The organism is Nonomuraea sp. NPDC049750 (assembly GCF_040659625.1).
Lineage (GTDB): Bacteria > Actinomycetota > Actinomycetes > Streptosporangiales > Streptosporangiaceae > Nonomuraea.
This window is the reverse complement of record NZ_JBFANB010000002.1, coordinates 146,781-160,468: the sequence shown is the minus strand read 5'-3', so window position 1 is coordinate 160,468 and position 13,688 is coordinate 146,781. Positions and strand designations below refer to the sequence as shown.

The window sequence follows — 13,688 nt, the reverse complement described above, 5'->3', positions numbered from 1 at the left end:
CGCGGCCTTATCCCGCGATGGGGACCCAGCCGCCCAGCGAACCGGCCACTCCGACCGCGAACAGGCCGACAAGGACCGCCGCCAGCGCCAGCGCGCGCACCCGGCCCGCCTTGCCACGGCGCAGCACCAGCACCAGCACGACGGACAGGGCGCCGACCACGGGCGCGGGGCCGGGCCAGAACGCGGGGTCGCTGTGGATGAAACCGGGCGTCGCACGGTCGATCACGTCGGCGAGCAGAAGGGCACCGATGAGGCCCGCCGCCAGGTCGCCCCAGACGTCCGGCCGCCTCGTCACGTAGGCGAGCAGGCCCAGCCCGACCAGCAGGCAGAGCGTCCAGTTCAGCCCGGCCGCGGAGCCGCCGACACCCACGCCGCCGATGTCGGGCCCGCCGCGCAGCATGCTGCCGCCCAGCGTCACGACGATCATGGACAGGGAGGCCAGGAACGTGGTGAGCAACGCCCACCCGAAGCCCGCCGCGCTCGCCCCGACGAGCAGGGCCAGACCCAGATACATGTACGGGTCATAAACCTGGCCGAGCCATTGGGGGCCGCGACCGTCGGCGAGTATGCCCACGAGCCCGACGACCAGCCCGCCGAGGAAGGCCCCCAGCACATGGCGTTCGATGCAGCGCTGGCCACGGTCGTACGCGGCGAACTCAGCGTAGTCGATCGTGCTCTCTTTTACGGCCATTGCCTGGTCAACCCTCCCTTCGCAGCTTGTCGCAATACCACAACCAGATTATGTGGCCGTCCAGAAAAGGCAAATTTCGGCCAACCAAATGCAACGAAGCAATCGCTTGGTTAAACTGGCTCGGTGACCGTCACAGACGAGCTGCGCTCCGTCGTCCGCGCCTATCTCGCCGACCGCCCCGCCGCGCCCTGGGCGGCGTTCGCGCGCGAGCTGGGCACCGCAGGGCTCGCCGTCCCGGAGGAGTACGGCGGAGCGGGCTGCGGCCCGGCCGAGACCGCAGTCGTGGCCGGAGAGCTGGGCAGGACCCTGTCCCCATACCCCTTCCTGCAGAGCGCCGTCGTGGCCGTCGAGGCTCTCAAGGCGGGCGGCGACGAGGCGGCGATGGGCCGGCTGCTGCCCGCGCTGGCCGACGGCTCGGTGACGGCGACCGTCGTCCTGCCGGGCGACGGCGACCTGACCCTCCGGGACGGCCTGCTCACGGGCGTCGTCCCGTACGCGCTGGAGGGCGAGGTGGTGCTCGCCTACGCCGACGGGCTCCTGGTCGAGGCGGTGCCGACGCGGCGCGTCGCGCACACGACCATGGACGAGAGCCGGCCCCTGGCCGAGCTGACCTTCGACCACGCCCCGGCGCGGCCGGCGGGCGACGGCGCGGCGTGGAGCCGGGTGCGCGACCTCGGCATCGCGGCGCTGGCGGCCGAGCAGGTGGGCGGGGCCGAGCGCTGCCTGGAGATGGCCACGGAGCACGCCAAGCTGCGCCACCAGTTCGGCAGGCCGATCGGCTCCTTCCAGGCGATCAAGCACAAGCTGGCCGACCTGCTGCTGCTCGTGGAGTCGGCCAGATCGGCGGCGCTGGCGGCGGCCGGGTCGCAGTCCCTCGCGGCGATCGCCGGGTCCTACTGCACCGAGGCGTATCTCACGGCGGCGGGCGAGAACATCCAGGTCCACGGCGGGATCGGCGTGACCTGGGAGCATCCGGCCCACCGCTACCTCAAGCGGGCCACCTCCGACGCCCAGCTCTTCGGCCCGCCGCAGGCGCACCGCGAGCGCCTGGGCGCGCAGGTCTTCCAGGCCGAGCTAGCCGCCCAGTAGCGTTTCCCAGGGGCGCGGGGCGTTCGTGGCGCGGGTGGTGTCGAGCGCCTCGGCCAGCCGCCAGAAGCCCGGCTTGTCGCGTACGCGCTCGCGGCCCAGCGGATCGATGGCCCGCAGCTCGAAGCGGACGCCCATCACGTCGAGCACCGCCGACCGGCTGTCGCCCGGCCCGGCGGGCGCGCCGAGCTCGTCCTCGTACGCGGGAGCGCGCACCTGCTCGGCCAGCAGCGCCGCCACCTCGGAGGCGTACGGGCCGTCGCGCCACTCGATGTGCCAGCTGTGGTCGGCGCCCCGCCACCAGGTCAGATCCCGGCAGGACTCGATGAACTCGGCCTCCGTGGCGAGGGCGGCCATCACCCGGCCGAACGCCTCGTAACCGCGCCCGCTCGTGAGGGAGAAGTCATCGGCCCCCATATCGGGGAGCGTGCCATCTTTCGGCCGCCTTAGCGCGTGCTTTCGCCTCACGTGCATCACTCTGATCGCGAACGCGCCCTTCCCGCAAGTCTTTGGTGCTGATAGTCTCTACCAAGCGAGCGCTTGGTTTACTACTTTCGCCGGAGGCGCGATGACGTCCCTACGGATCAGCCTGGGCTACGAGCTGGAGGTGCGCGGGCGCTCCCGCGAGGTCGAGCAACAGGCGTTCCAGAACGTGATCGACCAGGTCGTGCTCGGTGACCGGCTTGGCTTCGACACCGCCTGGTTCGTCGAACACCACTTCACGCGGGGGTTCTCCCACTCCTCCGCGCCCGATCTCGTGCTGGCCGCGATCTCCCAGCAGACCGAGCGGATCCATCTCGGGCTGGGCGTGGTGCTGCTGCCGTTCCAGTCGCCGATCCGCACCGCGGAGCGCGTGGCCACCCTCGACGTGCTGAGCGGCGGCCGGGTGGAGTTCGGCACCGGGCGGGGGGCCTCGCCCCTGGAGTACCAGGCCTTCCAGCGGCCCTTCGAGAAGTCCCGGCAGATCTGGGAGGACTCGCTGGAGGCGACGCTGGCCATCTGGCGGGCCGACGGGGAGCCGGTCAGCCGCTCAAACGAGTTCTTCGAGATCCCGGACGTGGCGGTCTACCCGCGTCCCGTGCAACAGCCGCATCCGCCGGTCTGGGTGGCCTCGACGTCGCTGGAGGGCTATCTGGCGGCGGCCGACCACGGCTACAACCTGCTCGGCATGACCATGGTCAAGGGCATCGACGACGTGGCGGACGACATCGCCCAATACCGCGAGCGTCTGGCCGCCGCCGGGTTCGACCCCGCCTCCCGCCGGGTCGCGCTGATGATCCCCTGGTTCGTCGCGCCCACCCGCGACCAGGCCAACGAGACGGCCGCCGACGCCGTCCTCTGGTACATCCGCCGCCAGGTCAACCTCGTCACCCCGCCGGACTACTACGACGCCCGGCACGCCACCCACCGCGTCCTCGGCCAGCTCGCCGCCGGGATGCCGCCGGAGGAGGCGATGGCGACGCTGCGGGAGCACCTGATGGTCGTGGTGGACGACGTGGCGGGTTCGCGCAAGGCGCTGGCCAGGATCGCGGAGGCCGGGGCGACGGATCTGATCATCCAGGCGCAGGTGGGCGGGCTGGCGCACGAACGGGTCTGCGAGGCGATGAAGCTGTTCATGACCGAGGTGACCAAGTGACCAGCCCGGACCCTGGCCCCAGCTCCGTAACCGGGACCGGCTCCGGGCCCGTGAGCGGGCGGGACGCGTCGGCGGAGGCCGCCGACGCGCGCTGGCTGACGCGGGACGACCTCCGTACGGGCGCGCGCTCCGCGACAGGGCTGCTGCAGGTCGCCCCCGACGCCTCCAGCGCCTTCCCGCTGGCGCCCGGCGACCGCGCGGCGGCGCAGGAACTGACCGGGGCGGCGCTACGGGCGGCCGGAGTGGGCGACCGCGACCGGGTCGTGGTGGCGCTGGCCGAACCGGCGGGCGCGCTCTGGGCCGCCGCCGCGGCGGACGTGGCGTCGGCGGCCGCCTCGGTGGGCCCACGAGGCCGCATGCGGTTGATCCACACGCTGTCCACCCTGGGCGCCACCACGCTGGTCGCCACCCCTACGGGTGCGATGGACCTGCTGGCCAGGCTGCACCTGGAATTCCTGCTGGACCCCCTTGACCTGGGACTGCGCCACATCGTCCTGACCGGGGAGATCGCCTCGAAGCGGACGCTAAGCCACCTGGCGGGCGAGTTCGACGCCCACGTGACCGAGGTGTACGCCGACCCGTTCGGTGGCGGTGCCCTGGCCTGGCGGGCGGCGGAAGGCGACCCGCTCACCCCGCTGACGGACGGCCTGCTGCACCTGGCCTCGCTGACCAAGGACGTGCTGCGGCCGTCGGAGCCGTCAGGGGTGGCCGAGCTGGTGATCACGCCCCACGGCCACTCGGCGCTCGGCGACGCCGTCCTGCGTACGGGCCAGGTGGTACGCACCGACTCGCCCGCGACCGACCCCCAATTGCCCGCGCCCGTCCACACGGTCGGCGAGCACGTGCTGGTGCGGGGCGTGTGGCTGGCGCTGCCGCGCGTCGAGAAGGCCCTGGCCAAGATCGACGGCGTGTCCAGGTGGGAGCTGGTCGTCAGCAGGCAGGGCACGCTCGACGCGGCGGTGCTCACCGTCACGTTCGGGAGGGAGAGCCTCGTGCGCAACCCGATGTGGCGGGGCCGAATCCAGCAGGCGATCCAGGGGCTCACCCCGATCTCGCTCGGCGTGGAGATCGCGCCGGAGATCGCCGAGACGCCGGGCCCCGGCGTGCTGACCGACCTGCGCGGCCACCACCTGGGCCGCGACCGGGCGCTCATCGTGTAGCCGCCCGGCCCGCCCACCCGTCCAGAGTCCGTACGAGAGCCGAGGTCCATCCGGGAGCCGGGCGCTCGGCCTGTGGAGCGCTCATCGTGGAGCAGGAGGCGCGAACCGATGGGACCGATGCCGGACTGGGGAACGCTCCCCCGCATGCTCCGTGACCAGGCGGACCGCCATCCGGACGCGGTGGTGATCGTCGACGGCGACACGCGCGTCACCATGGCGGAGCTCCGCGCCGGAGCCGCCCGCGTGGCGCACGAGCTGATCGGGCTCGGCGTCCGGCCGGGCGACCGGGTGGCCCTGTGGGGCGTGAACGACCCGTACTGGGTCACGCACGCCTTCGGCGTCTGGGACGCCGGTGCGGTGATCGTGCCGCTCTCCTCGCGCGCCAAGGGCCTGGAGGCGGCGGCGATGATCGAGAAGACCGGCGCCGAGGTGCTGGTCACGGGCGAGGGCCCGCCAGGTGTGGTGCTCGCCGACCTCCTGCCGCCCGGCGCCGCCCCGCGCCACGTCCTGAGCCCCGGGCGAAGTCCCCACATGGAGGCGCCGGGGGTCGAGATGGAGGACGTCGAGGAGCGGGCGCTGGCCGTACGGCCCGGCGATCTGTGCGAGATCATGTCCACCTCCGGTACCACCGGCACCCCCAAGGGCGTGATGCTGGACCACGCCCAGGTCCTGCGCGGCTACTGGGACTGGTCCGAGATCGTCACCCTGGACGAGCACGACCGCTACCCGGTGATCGCCCCGTTCAGCCACGGCTTCGGCCTCAACGCCGGGTTGATCGCCTGCGTGCTCCGCCGGGCGACCATGATGCCGATCAGGGTCTTCACCCCCGACGCCCTGATGTCCCTGATCTCGGCCGGCCGGGTGAGCATCCTGGCGGGCCCGCCCACGCTGTTCCACCGGCTGCTCGACGAGCTGGACCGCGCCGACTGGGACGTCTCGTCGCTGCGCGTGGCCATCTGCGGCGCCGCCGCCGTGCCTGCCGCGCTGATCACCCGCCTGGTCGAACGGGTGGGCCTGGAGCGGATGATCAACGCGTACGGCCTGATGGAGGGCACGGTCGTCTCCATGACCAGAGCCGGCGACCCGATCGAGGTCATCGCCGCGACGACCGGCCGGGCGGTGCCGGGCATCGAGGTGCGGATCGTCGACGACGACGGCAAGGAGGTGGCCGCCGGGGAGCGCGGGGAGATCCTGCAGCGCGGGTACGGGGTCATGCGCGGCTACTGGGACGAGCCCGGCAAGACCGCCGAGGTCGTCGACCGGGACGGCTGGCTGCACACGGGCGACATCGGCGTGCTCGACCCGGCGGGCAATCTGGCCATCGTGGACCGCAAGAAGGAGCTCTACATCGTCAACGGCTTCAACGTCTCGCCCGCCGAGGTGGAGTCGCTGCTCTTACGTGAGGGCTCGCTGGCGCAGGCGGCCGTGATCGGGGTGCCCGATCCGGTCTCCGGCGAGGCCGGCTGGGCGTACGTGGTGCCCAGAGCGGGGATGACGGTCGATCCGGGCACGCTGCTCACCTGGGCGAAGGACAATATGTCCAACTACAAGGTGCCGAAGCGGGTCATCGTGGTCGAAGCTCTGCCGGCCAACGCCAACGGCAAGATCGACAAGAGGGCCCTCCGCGCCCGCGCGCCCGCCTCCTGACTGCCCCGCACTGACCCCATTCGCGAAAGATGGGTTCATTCGTACCGGCGATCGGGGATACATCGATCACAGTGCCGAGTTGTACTGGTGGGACGCATGCCCCGTGTAACAGAATCGCCCACATAGAGGAGGCAGCGTGACGTTGCGCGTGGCGGTCATCGGGTCGGGCCCTGCCGGTATCTACACGGCCGAGGCCCTGGTCAAACAGGCGCAGGAGGACGTCCAGGTCGACGTCATCGAGCGGTTGCCCACGCCCTACGGGCTCGTCCGATACGGCGTCGCGCCCGACCACACGTCGATCAAGTCGATCGCCAACTACCTGCGCCGGGTGCTCGAACTCCCCGAGGTCCGCTTCCTCGGCGGCGTCACGCTCGGCGAGCATCTGTCGGTCGAGGACCTGCTGGGCGGCTATGACGCGGTCGTCTACGCCACGGGCGCGATGGTCGACAGGAAGCTCGGCATCCCGGGCGAGGACCTGCCGGGCAGCGTGGCCGCCACCGACTTCGTCAACTGGTACTGCGGCCATCCCGACGTCTCCGCCTCCATGTTCACCCTCGACAGCCCCGAGGTCGCGGTCATCGGCGTCGGGAACGTCGCCGTCGACGTGGTCCGCGTCCTGGCCAAGACCGCCGAGGAGCTCAGCTCCACGGACGTACCGCACGACGTGCTCGAACGGCTCGGCGAAAGCCAGGTCAAGGCGATCCACATGATCGGCCGTCGGGGTCCCGAGCACGCCAAGTTCACGCTGAAGGAGCTGCGGGAGCTCGGCGAGCTGGCGAACGCCGACGTCTGCGTACGCGAGGACGAGGCCGTGGTGCTGGGCGGCGACTTCCCCCGGCAGATCCGCGGCAACATCGACGTCCTGCGGTCGTGGGCGGGCCGCAACCCCGTCGGCCGCCCGCGCCGCCTCGATGTGCGCTTCTGGCTGCGCCCGGTGGAGATCCTCGGCACCGACCGGGTGGAGGGGCTCAGGCTCGAACGCACCCGGCTGTCCGAGGAGGGCCGGGTGGTCGGGACGGGCGAGTTCGAGACGATCCCGGTCGGCATGGTGCTGCGCTCGGTCGGATACCAGAGCGTTCCCCTTCCGGGCGTGCCGTTCGACGAGCGGTCGATGACCGTGCCCAACGAGGCCGGCCGGATCCGCGAGCGCGAGTACGTGGCGGGCTGGCTCAAGCGCGGTCCCACCGGCGTGATCGGCACCAACAAGTCGGACGCGGCGGAGACGGTCCGCACCCTGCTGTCCGACCTGGCCGGCCACGATCGGCTACGGTCGGCGCCCATCGACGCGCTGCTGGGCGAAAGAGGCGTAAGGCCGGTGACGTACGACGAGTGGCTGGCCATCGAGGCGGCCGAAGGCGCTCTGGCCAAGTCGCTGGGCCGCGGCGAACGGGTCAAGCTCGCCGGCCTGGAGGCCATGCTGCGGGCCTGCCGGCCCTGACGGCATGCGTGTCACCGTGACGGACCAGTCCCTGCCAGGGTTCGCCGAGGCCCACCGGGTCCAACGGGCCCGCTACCCGGCCGCCGAGCCCGGTTGGCAGCCCGTGCACACCGTCTACGTCCCGGCCGACCGGGTGTCGCCGAGCACGGTCGCGGGGTGGGGCGCGCAGGCGCTCGACCTGGTCAAGGAGCATCTGAGCGGCCCGGCCGAACTGGCCCACGTGTTCGGGCTGCCTGACGCGCCGGCGCGGGACGTACACGAAAGGGTGCTGCGCAAGCTCGCCCGCGAGCCGGTCGAGGACCTGCGGATCGACTTCGAGGACGGCTACGGCGGGCGGCCCGGCGACGAGGACGGCCACGTCGAGCAGGCCGTCGTGGCCGTGGCCGTGATGCACGCGGCCGGAGCGCTGCCGCGCCGGTGGGGGCCGCGGGTCAAGTCGTTCGCCGACGGGGATCCCGGGCGGTCGGTGCGGACGCTCGACGGGTTCGTCACCGGGGTCGTCGAACGGGTGGGCGAGTTGCCGCCGGGGTTCGTGGTCACCTTCCCGAAGGTGCTGATGGAGTCGTATCTGGGCCAGTTCTGCGGCTTCCTGGAGCGGCTCGAACGGGAGCTGGACGTCCGGCTGCGGTTCGAGATCCAGGTCGAGGCGCCGCAGACCGTGCTGTTCCTGCGCGGTGAGCTGGCCGAGTCGTTCGGGGGGCGGCTGGCGGCCGCGCACTTCGGGGTGTTCGACTACACGGCCGCTCTCGGGCTGCCGCCGCACGAGCAGCGGCTCGACCATCCGGCCTGTGACCATGCCCGGCACGTGATGCAGACGGCGTTCGCGGGGACGGGGGTCGAGCTCTCCGACGGCTCGCTGGCCGCCTCTCCCGCCTCGGGATCGGCCGCGGACGTGCACGCGCTGTGGCGGCGGCACGCCGAGCTCGTCAGGCATTCGCTGGGACACGGCTTCTATCAGGGCTGGGACATGCACCCTTCACACCTGGTGAGCCGGTTCGCCACGGTCTATGCCTTCCACCTGGCGCGCTACGACTCCTACCGGGATCGGGTGCGGGCCTGGGAGGAGCGGCGCGCGGCCGGGGGCGGCGTCATGGACGAGCCCGCCACGATCAAGACCCTCGTAGCCGCGCTCCGCCGCGCCGACGCGGCGCTGGCCCTCCCGGGCTGAAGCCGCTCGGGCTGAGGCCGCTCGACGACCTTGGGGTCAAAGCACGGGCCGCTCGGTGGCCCTTGGGTCAGTCGCGGTCGACCAGGCTGCGCCACTGACGGACGCGCCGCTGGTCAACCGGCAGCGACCAGCTCTCCCGTACGGCCGAGCCCACGTGGAACGCCCGGATGCCGTAGTCAAGCAGCGACGGCACATAGGCCGGTTTGAGCCCGCCGCCCGCCAGGATGATCGAGCCGTCGCCCGCGTCGGCCCGGCTCTTGAGTATCGGCAGCCCGTAGCCCACGCCGGCGGGCGAGCCCGCCGTGAGCACCGTGGCCAGGTTGGGCAGCAGCCGCACCGCCCGCCACGACGCCTGTACGTCCGCCGCGTGGTCGACGGCCCGGTGGAAGGTCCACGGCAACGGCGACACGGCGTGGATCAGCGCCTCGGTGGCCGCCAGGTCCACGACGCCCGCCTCGTCGAGGAAGCCGAATACGAACCCCGCGGCGCCCGCCTGGGTCAGCGCCTTGACGTCGAGACGGAGCCGGTCGAGCACCTCGGGGTCGGCGGTGAAGTTCGCGGCGCAGCGCAGCATCACCATCTGGGGCAACGGGCACTCCGCGGCGATCGCGGCGACCGTCTCCGGAGCGGGGGTGAGCCCGTCGGCGCCCATGTCGGCGACGACCTCCAGACGGTCGGCTCCACCCTGCTCCGCGGCGACGGCGTCGCGCACGTTCAGCGCGATCACCTCAAGGAGGGATCCGGTCATGCTGGAGAGGTTATATGGTGCTGTGTCCCTTTGTGCCGGAAAGCGCCAGGTGACCTGGGCAGGAACCGGGCTGCGGGCCGCGCCCCACCGGGGAGCGGGGCACGGCCGTACCGGCCGGGGCCGATCAGTGCGTCAGACGCCGATCAGCTCGGCGACGGTGAGGTCGCGGAAGGCCGTCGTGACGGCCTCCTCCGCGGGCCGCTCGAACAGGGCGCCCGAGGAGCGATGCGGCAGATCGACCGTCCGCACGTGCCGGAAGCCGCGGCGCCGGTAGTACTCCTGCAGCCGCGGGTTGTTCTTGGCGCAGTCGAGCCGGAGCTTGCTCAGCCCGGAGGCGAGCGCCGCGGAGCCCGCCCAGTCCAGCAGGGCGTCTCCGAGACCGAAGCCCGCCCAGGGCCGGGCGACGGCGAGCTTGTGCACGTACAGGGCGGCGCCCGGGTCGTCGGAGCGGCGCCAGAACTCCGGGTCGGCGTGGTCGTCGAGAGCGATCGTGGCGACGGGCGGGGCCTCGTCATCCAGTTCGAGGTACCGGAGCTCGTCGTCCACGAGGTAGAGCACCCGCTCGGCGATGAGAGGCTCGATCCGCTCGGGCCCGAAGCCGCCGCGCGGCCACTGCCGCACGCCCTGGGAGTACAGCCATTCGGCCGTGTCGGCGAGCAGGGTCAGGACGCCCGGGAGATCGGAGGCGTCGGCCCGGCGGAGAGCGAGCGGGTGGAGCAGGGTGTTGGAAAGCACGGTTCAGCCCTTCATTACATCGGGTGTCCATGCAGCCACAGAACGTAATGATTGGAGCGCGCGCTGGGTCGCATGGGGGGTTTGAGGCGACATCTATCGATAAATCGCGCATGAAGGGAGTGCGCAGGACTCCCTCTGCCCAGCGAGGCGGGAGGCTCGTCTTAGGCGGCCGGTGGGATCACCCCCAACCGAGCTCGCTCAGCGGCGATCGAGCTCGTATCTGATCAAGTGCTTGTCGGCGGGGAGCACCGACACCGCGACACGCACTGGCATGTCGCCGTTGTCGTAACCAACGCGGACGTAGACCACGACCGGCGTGCCGAGCTCCAACTGGAGACGCTCGACCTCTTCCTGGTTGGGCATCCGCGCCCAGATGTCATCCACCACCCGCACCTGCTCGTGACCGAGCTCTTCCAGGACCCGGTTCGCCCCCCGCGGAATGTCGCCCGGCCGGGCGATCTCCGTGCTGGCCACCAGGTCACGTGGAAAATAGGAATCGTTGGTGTTGTACGGCTGCCCGTCGACGAACCGCAGACGCCGTCGTACGACGGCCAGTTCGCCTTCGGCCAGCTCGAGTCGGCTGGCGATCTCCTCGACCGGTGAGACGGTCAAGACCTCTATGTACTGGCTGGGGGCACGACCTTCCTCCGTCACGGCGAAGGCGAACGCCTCTCGCAGCTCGCCGGATGGTTGTGGCTCCAGCTCTCGCTGCGGGTAGATCAGCAGCGGCCGGCGGTCCCGGACGACCGTGCCACGCCGTGGGGTTCGCGTGACCAACCCTTCGTTGACCAGCTCCCCTAGGGCGAGTCTGACGGTGTTGCGGCTCACCCCATGGTCTTCCATGAGCTGCGCCTCGGTCGGCAGCTGCGCCCCGGGGCCGAGTACACCGGAGTAGATGGCTCTCCTCAGCTCTGAGGCCACCAGCTGGTACAGGACCGACCTTGCCACTTTCACCCCTTTTGTTCCAACAATTTAGACGATCTGGTTCTAACAGGCCACAACCCCTTGACCAATGGCCATTGACAGCCGCATCATCCAATCGTTGGTACAAATCCATCGAAAGGCCGGTGAGGGGGTGAGGGCCCGGTGTTACCGGTCCACGCGGGTACGCCATACCTGCCCTGGCAAGACCCTTGTGAAGCAACACGTTTACTGCGTTACGCGTTGCCTCGCCAGGGACTCAGCAACACCTACCAGAGCAACGGCAGTGGCATGTCCGTTTTATCCGTGTTGACCGAGGTAACTGTGTGGAGCAAAGACGGTTCCTTCATCTGGAATGAGGAGGGTGCCACCGTCTCACATCCCATCGATGACCCCCTCGGTGCGGCCCAACGCATCGCAGACCACTACCGACATCCGGAGTCCTCGAAAGAGGGTCGCTCCCCCATGAACTCCGTGTGCGAACAATCGACCTAGGACTCCATCCCTCGCCGGAGTCCTGGCGTCGCCGCACACGGGGCAGGAAGCGCGTCCTGGCGGGTCCCCCACGCCCGCCAGGGCGCGCGTTCCTCCTTTTTCTCATGATTTACGGCACTTCGCGCCTTTTACCACCATTTTTCGTGCCAAGTCATACCCGCGCCGTAGACCGTCCCCGGTCGAGCCCCGCCCAAGGGACCGGCGTCCGGCGGGCGTGGCCGGCCGCAGGGATGAGGCGGCCGGACCGGGATTGGCCTTCAGGCCCATTGGTACCTATCGTTCCCGACTTGGTGCCGCCGCGAAGGATTTCACGGGGATGCGTGCCACTCAGTCGGCCGCCAATTGATGAGTGTCAGCTCATCGCCCATGTCCTCGTACACACCTTCGACCGCCTGACCGTATTCGGGCTCGCAGTCGCCGTCCCACCCGCCGTGGATCAGGCAGCCGGGCACGGCGGCGAGCCGGACCAGCACCACGACGTACGGCTCGCTCGCTCCGGGCATGAACGGCCGGCGGTTGACGATCCAGCTCTCCACCGTGCCGGCCGGCTCGACGGCCTCCCAGTGCCAGTCCTCGGTACGGCAGGCCGGGCAGAAGGCCCTGGGCGGGAAACGGGCCGTGTGGCAGGTGTCGCAGCGCTGGACCGCGAACTCGTGGCCGGCCAGCCGGGCCCACCAGTCCTTGGAGTCGCGATCAGGCGTCGGCCGCACGCCTTGGGGCGGCCTGCCGTACCGGTCGGGCATGGATCAGCCCCTTCTGAGGTCACGCATGGGTGGTCAGCCCCTTCTGAGCAGGAGAGCCGAAGTGGCGGGGAGGATGTAGCCGGGCTGGGCGGTGGATAGGGCCACCTCGGCGCCCGCGACCTGCCGGTCACCCGCGTCCCCGCGTAGCTGGGAGACGGCCTCCGCTATGTGGTTGACGCCGTGGACGTAGCCCTCCGACAGGAAGCCGCCGTGCGTGTTGACCGGGAGGGCTCCGTCGAGGGCCGTGGCGCCCGAGGCGACGTACGGGCCGCCCTCGCCCTTGACGCAGAAGCCGTAGTCCTCCAACTGGACGATCACCGAGTAGGTGAAGCAGTCGTACAGCTGCGCCACGTCGATGTCGGCCGGGCCGATTCCGGCCTGGGCGTACAGGCGCGGGGCCAGCGCGGCGGCGGCCGTGGTGGTCGGGTCGGCCCGGCCGCCGGACAGGTGCGAGTCGCCACCGCCCCAGGCCGCGCCGGAGATCAGCACCGGCGGGCGGCGCAGGGAGCGGGCGCGCTCGGCGGTCGTGATGACCAGGGCGCAGGCGCCGTCGGTCTCCAGGCAGCAGTCCAGCAGGCGGAACGGCTCGGCGATCCACCTGCTGTCGAGGTAGTCGTCGAGGGTGATGGGCGTACGCATGAGAGCACGGGGGTTCTTGACGGCGTTCGCCCGCTGGGTGACGGCCAGCTGCCCGAAATGCTCCGCTTTCGTGCCATATTTCTGCATGTGGGCGCGGGCGTACATCGCGTACTGCTGGGGTGGCGCGAAATAGCCGTAGGGCGCTTGATACTGCACCTCGGGACTCACCGGAAGGCCACGGCCGGTGCCGCCCATGCGGAACTCCGACCGGGCGTTGATCGCGCGGTAGCAGACGACGGTCTCCGCCACGCCGGCCGCCACGGCCAGCGCCGCCTGGGCCACGACCGCGTGCGAGACGCTGCCGCCGCCGAACTGGTCGAGGTACCAGGCCGGGTCCGCCAGGCCGAGCGCGGGCCCCACCAGGGACGGGGCCGCCGAGTCGCCCACGCGATGGGTCGCTATGCCCTCGACGTCGCCGGGGCCGAGGCCGGCGTCGTCGAGGGCGGCCAGGATGGCGCGGCAGGCCAAGGTGAGTGTGCTGACCCCCGAGTCCTTGGTGAAGGGCGTGTACCCGACGCCCACCACAGCCGTACGGTCCCGGAACTCAAGCAAGCGCTTGGCCATCCTGAAACGCTAGATCG

13 protein-coding genes are annotated in these 13,688 nt (G+C 71.0%); 6 read left to right on the top strand and 7 right to left on the bottom strand.

Translation table 11 applies throughout. The annotated features are described in order from the left end of the window. Positions 1 to 7 precede the first annotated feature (7 nt). On the bottom strand, positions 8 to 691 hold the full coding sequence (locus AB0J16_RS05965; RefSeq protein ID WP_358535144.1) for a hypothetical protein: 684 nt from the start codon (positions 689 to 691) through the stop codon (positions 8 to 10). A gap of 123 nt (positions 692 to 814) precedes the next feature. Here AB0J16_RS05965 and AB0J16_RS05960 point away from each other — a divergent pair, with 123 nt between their 5' ends. Next, on the top strand, positions 815 to 1,780 hold the full coding sequence (locus tag AB0J16_RS05960) for an acyl-CoA dehydrogenase family protein (protein ID WP_358535142.1): 966 nt from the start codon (positions 815 to 817) through the stop codon (positions 1,778 to 1,780). Here the strand turns inward: AB0J16_RS05960 and AB0J16_RS05955 are convergent. Then, complete coding sequence (locus AB0J16_RS05955; RefSeq protein WP_357946738.1) at positions 1,766 to 2,194, bottom strand: hypothetical protein; 429 nt, start codon at positions 2,192 to 2,194, stop codon at positions 1,766 to 1,768. The two genes, AB0J16_RS05960 and AB0J16_RS05955, sit on opposite strands and share 15 nt — an antisense overlap. Positions 2,195 to 2,345: 151 nt before the next feature. On the opposite strand from AB0J16_RS05955, the gene AB0J16_RS05950 reads away from it, so the two are divergent. From AB0J16_RS05950 to AB0J16_RS05930, 5 genes are all read left to right on the top strand, one after another. Beyond that, positions 2,346 to 3,413, top strand: a complete 1,068-nt coding sequence (locus AB0J16_RS05950; protein ID WP_358535140.1) for an LLM class flavin-dependent oxidoreductase — start codon at positions 2,346 to 2,348, stop codon at positions 3,411 to 3,413. After that, the gene (locus AB0J16_RS05945; protein ID WP_358535138.1) at positions 3,410 to 4,573 is read left to right on the top strand and encodes a hypothetical protein; all 1,164 of its coding nucleotides are present in this window, start codon (positions 3,410 to 3,412) and stop codon (positions 4,571 to 4,573) included. Before AB0J16_RS05950 ends, AB0J16_RS05945 begins: the two co-directional genes overlap by 4 nt. Before the next feature lie 144 nt (positions 4,574 to 4,717). Further along, complete coding sequence (locus tag AB0J16_RS05940) at positions 4,718 to 6,220, top strand: AMP-binding protein (protein ID WP_358535136.1); 1,503 nt, start codon at positions 4,718 to 4,720, stop codon at positions 6,218 to 6,220. Between the two features lie 136 nt (positions 6,221 to 6,356). Next, positions 6,357 to 7,658 carry an FAD-dependent oxidoreductase gene (locus AB0J16_RS05935; protein ID WP_358535134.1) on the top strand — a complete coding sequence of 434 codons (1,302 nt, stop codon included), beginning with the start codon at positions 6,357 to 6,359 and terminating at the stop codon, positions 7,656 to 7,658. A 4-nt stretch (positions 7,659 to 7,662) separates the two neighbouring features. Further along, entirely contained in the window at positions 7,663 to 8,826 is a 1,164-nt protein-coding gene (locus AB0J16_RS05930) for an aldolase (RefSeq protein WP_358535132.1), read from the top strand. A gap of 67 nt (positions 8,827 to 8,893) precedes the next feature. Here the strand turns inward: AB0J16_RS05930 and AB0J16_RS05925 are convergent, their stop codons facing one another. The 5 genes from AB0J16_RS05925 to AB0J16_RS05905 form a co-directional block, all read right to left on the bottom strand. Further along, a complete protein-coding gene (locus AB0J16_RS05925; RefSeq protein ID WP_358535130.1) occupies positions 8,894 to 9,574 on the bottom strand; it encodes a copper homeostasis protein CutC in 681 nt (226 codons plus the stop codon). A gap of 132 nt (positions 9,575 to 9,706) precedes the next feature. Beyond that, on the bottom strand, positions 9,707 to 10,309 hold the full coding sequence (locus AB0J16_RS05920) for a GNAT family N-acetyltransferase (RefSeq protein ID WP_358535128.1): 603 nt from the start codon (positions 10,307 to 10,309) through the stop codon (positions 9,707 to 9,709). A gap of 198 nt (positions 10,310 to 10,507) precedes the next feature. Next, positions 10,508 to 11,257 (bottom strand): GntR family transcriptional regulator, encoded by a 750-nt coding sequence (locus AB0J16_RS05915; protein ID WP_358442764.1) that lies wholly within the window; start codon positions 11,255 to 11,257, stop codon positions 10,508 to 10,510. Positions 11,258 to 12,033: 776 nt separating this feature from the next. Further along, a complete protein-coding gene (locus AB0J16_RS05910; RefSeq protein WP_358535125.1) occupies positions 12,034 to 12,468 on the bottom strand; it encodes an OB-fold domain-containing protein in 435 nt (144 codons plus the stop codon). A 33-nt stretch (positions 12,469 to 12,501) separates the two neighbouring features. Continuing rightward, the gene (locus tag AB0J16_RS05905) at positions 12,502 to 13,671 is read right to left on the bottom strand and encodes an acetyl-CoA acetyltransferase (RefSeq protein ID WP_358535123.1); all 1,170 of its coding nucleotides are present in this window, start codon (positions 13,669 to 13,671) and stop codon (positions 12,502 to 12,504) included. Positions 13,672 to 13,688 lie beyond the last annotated feature (17 nt).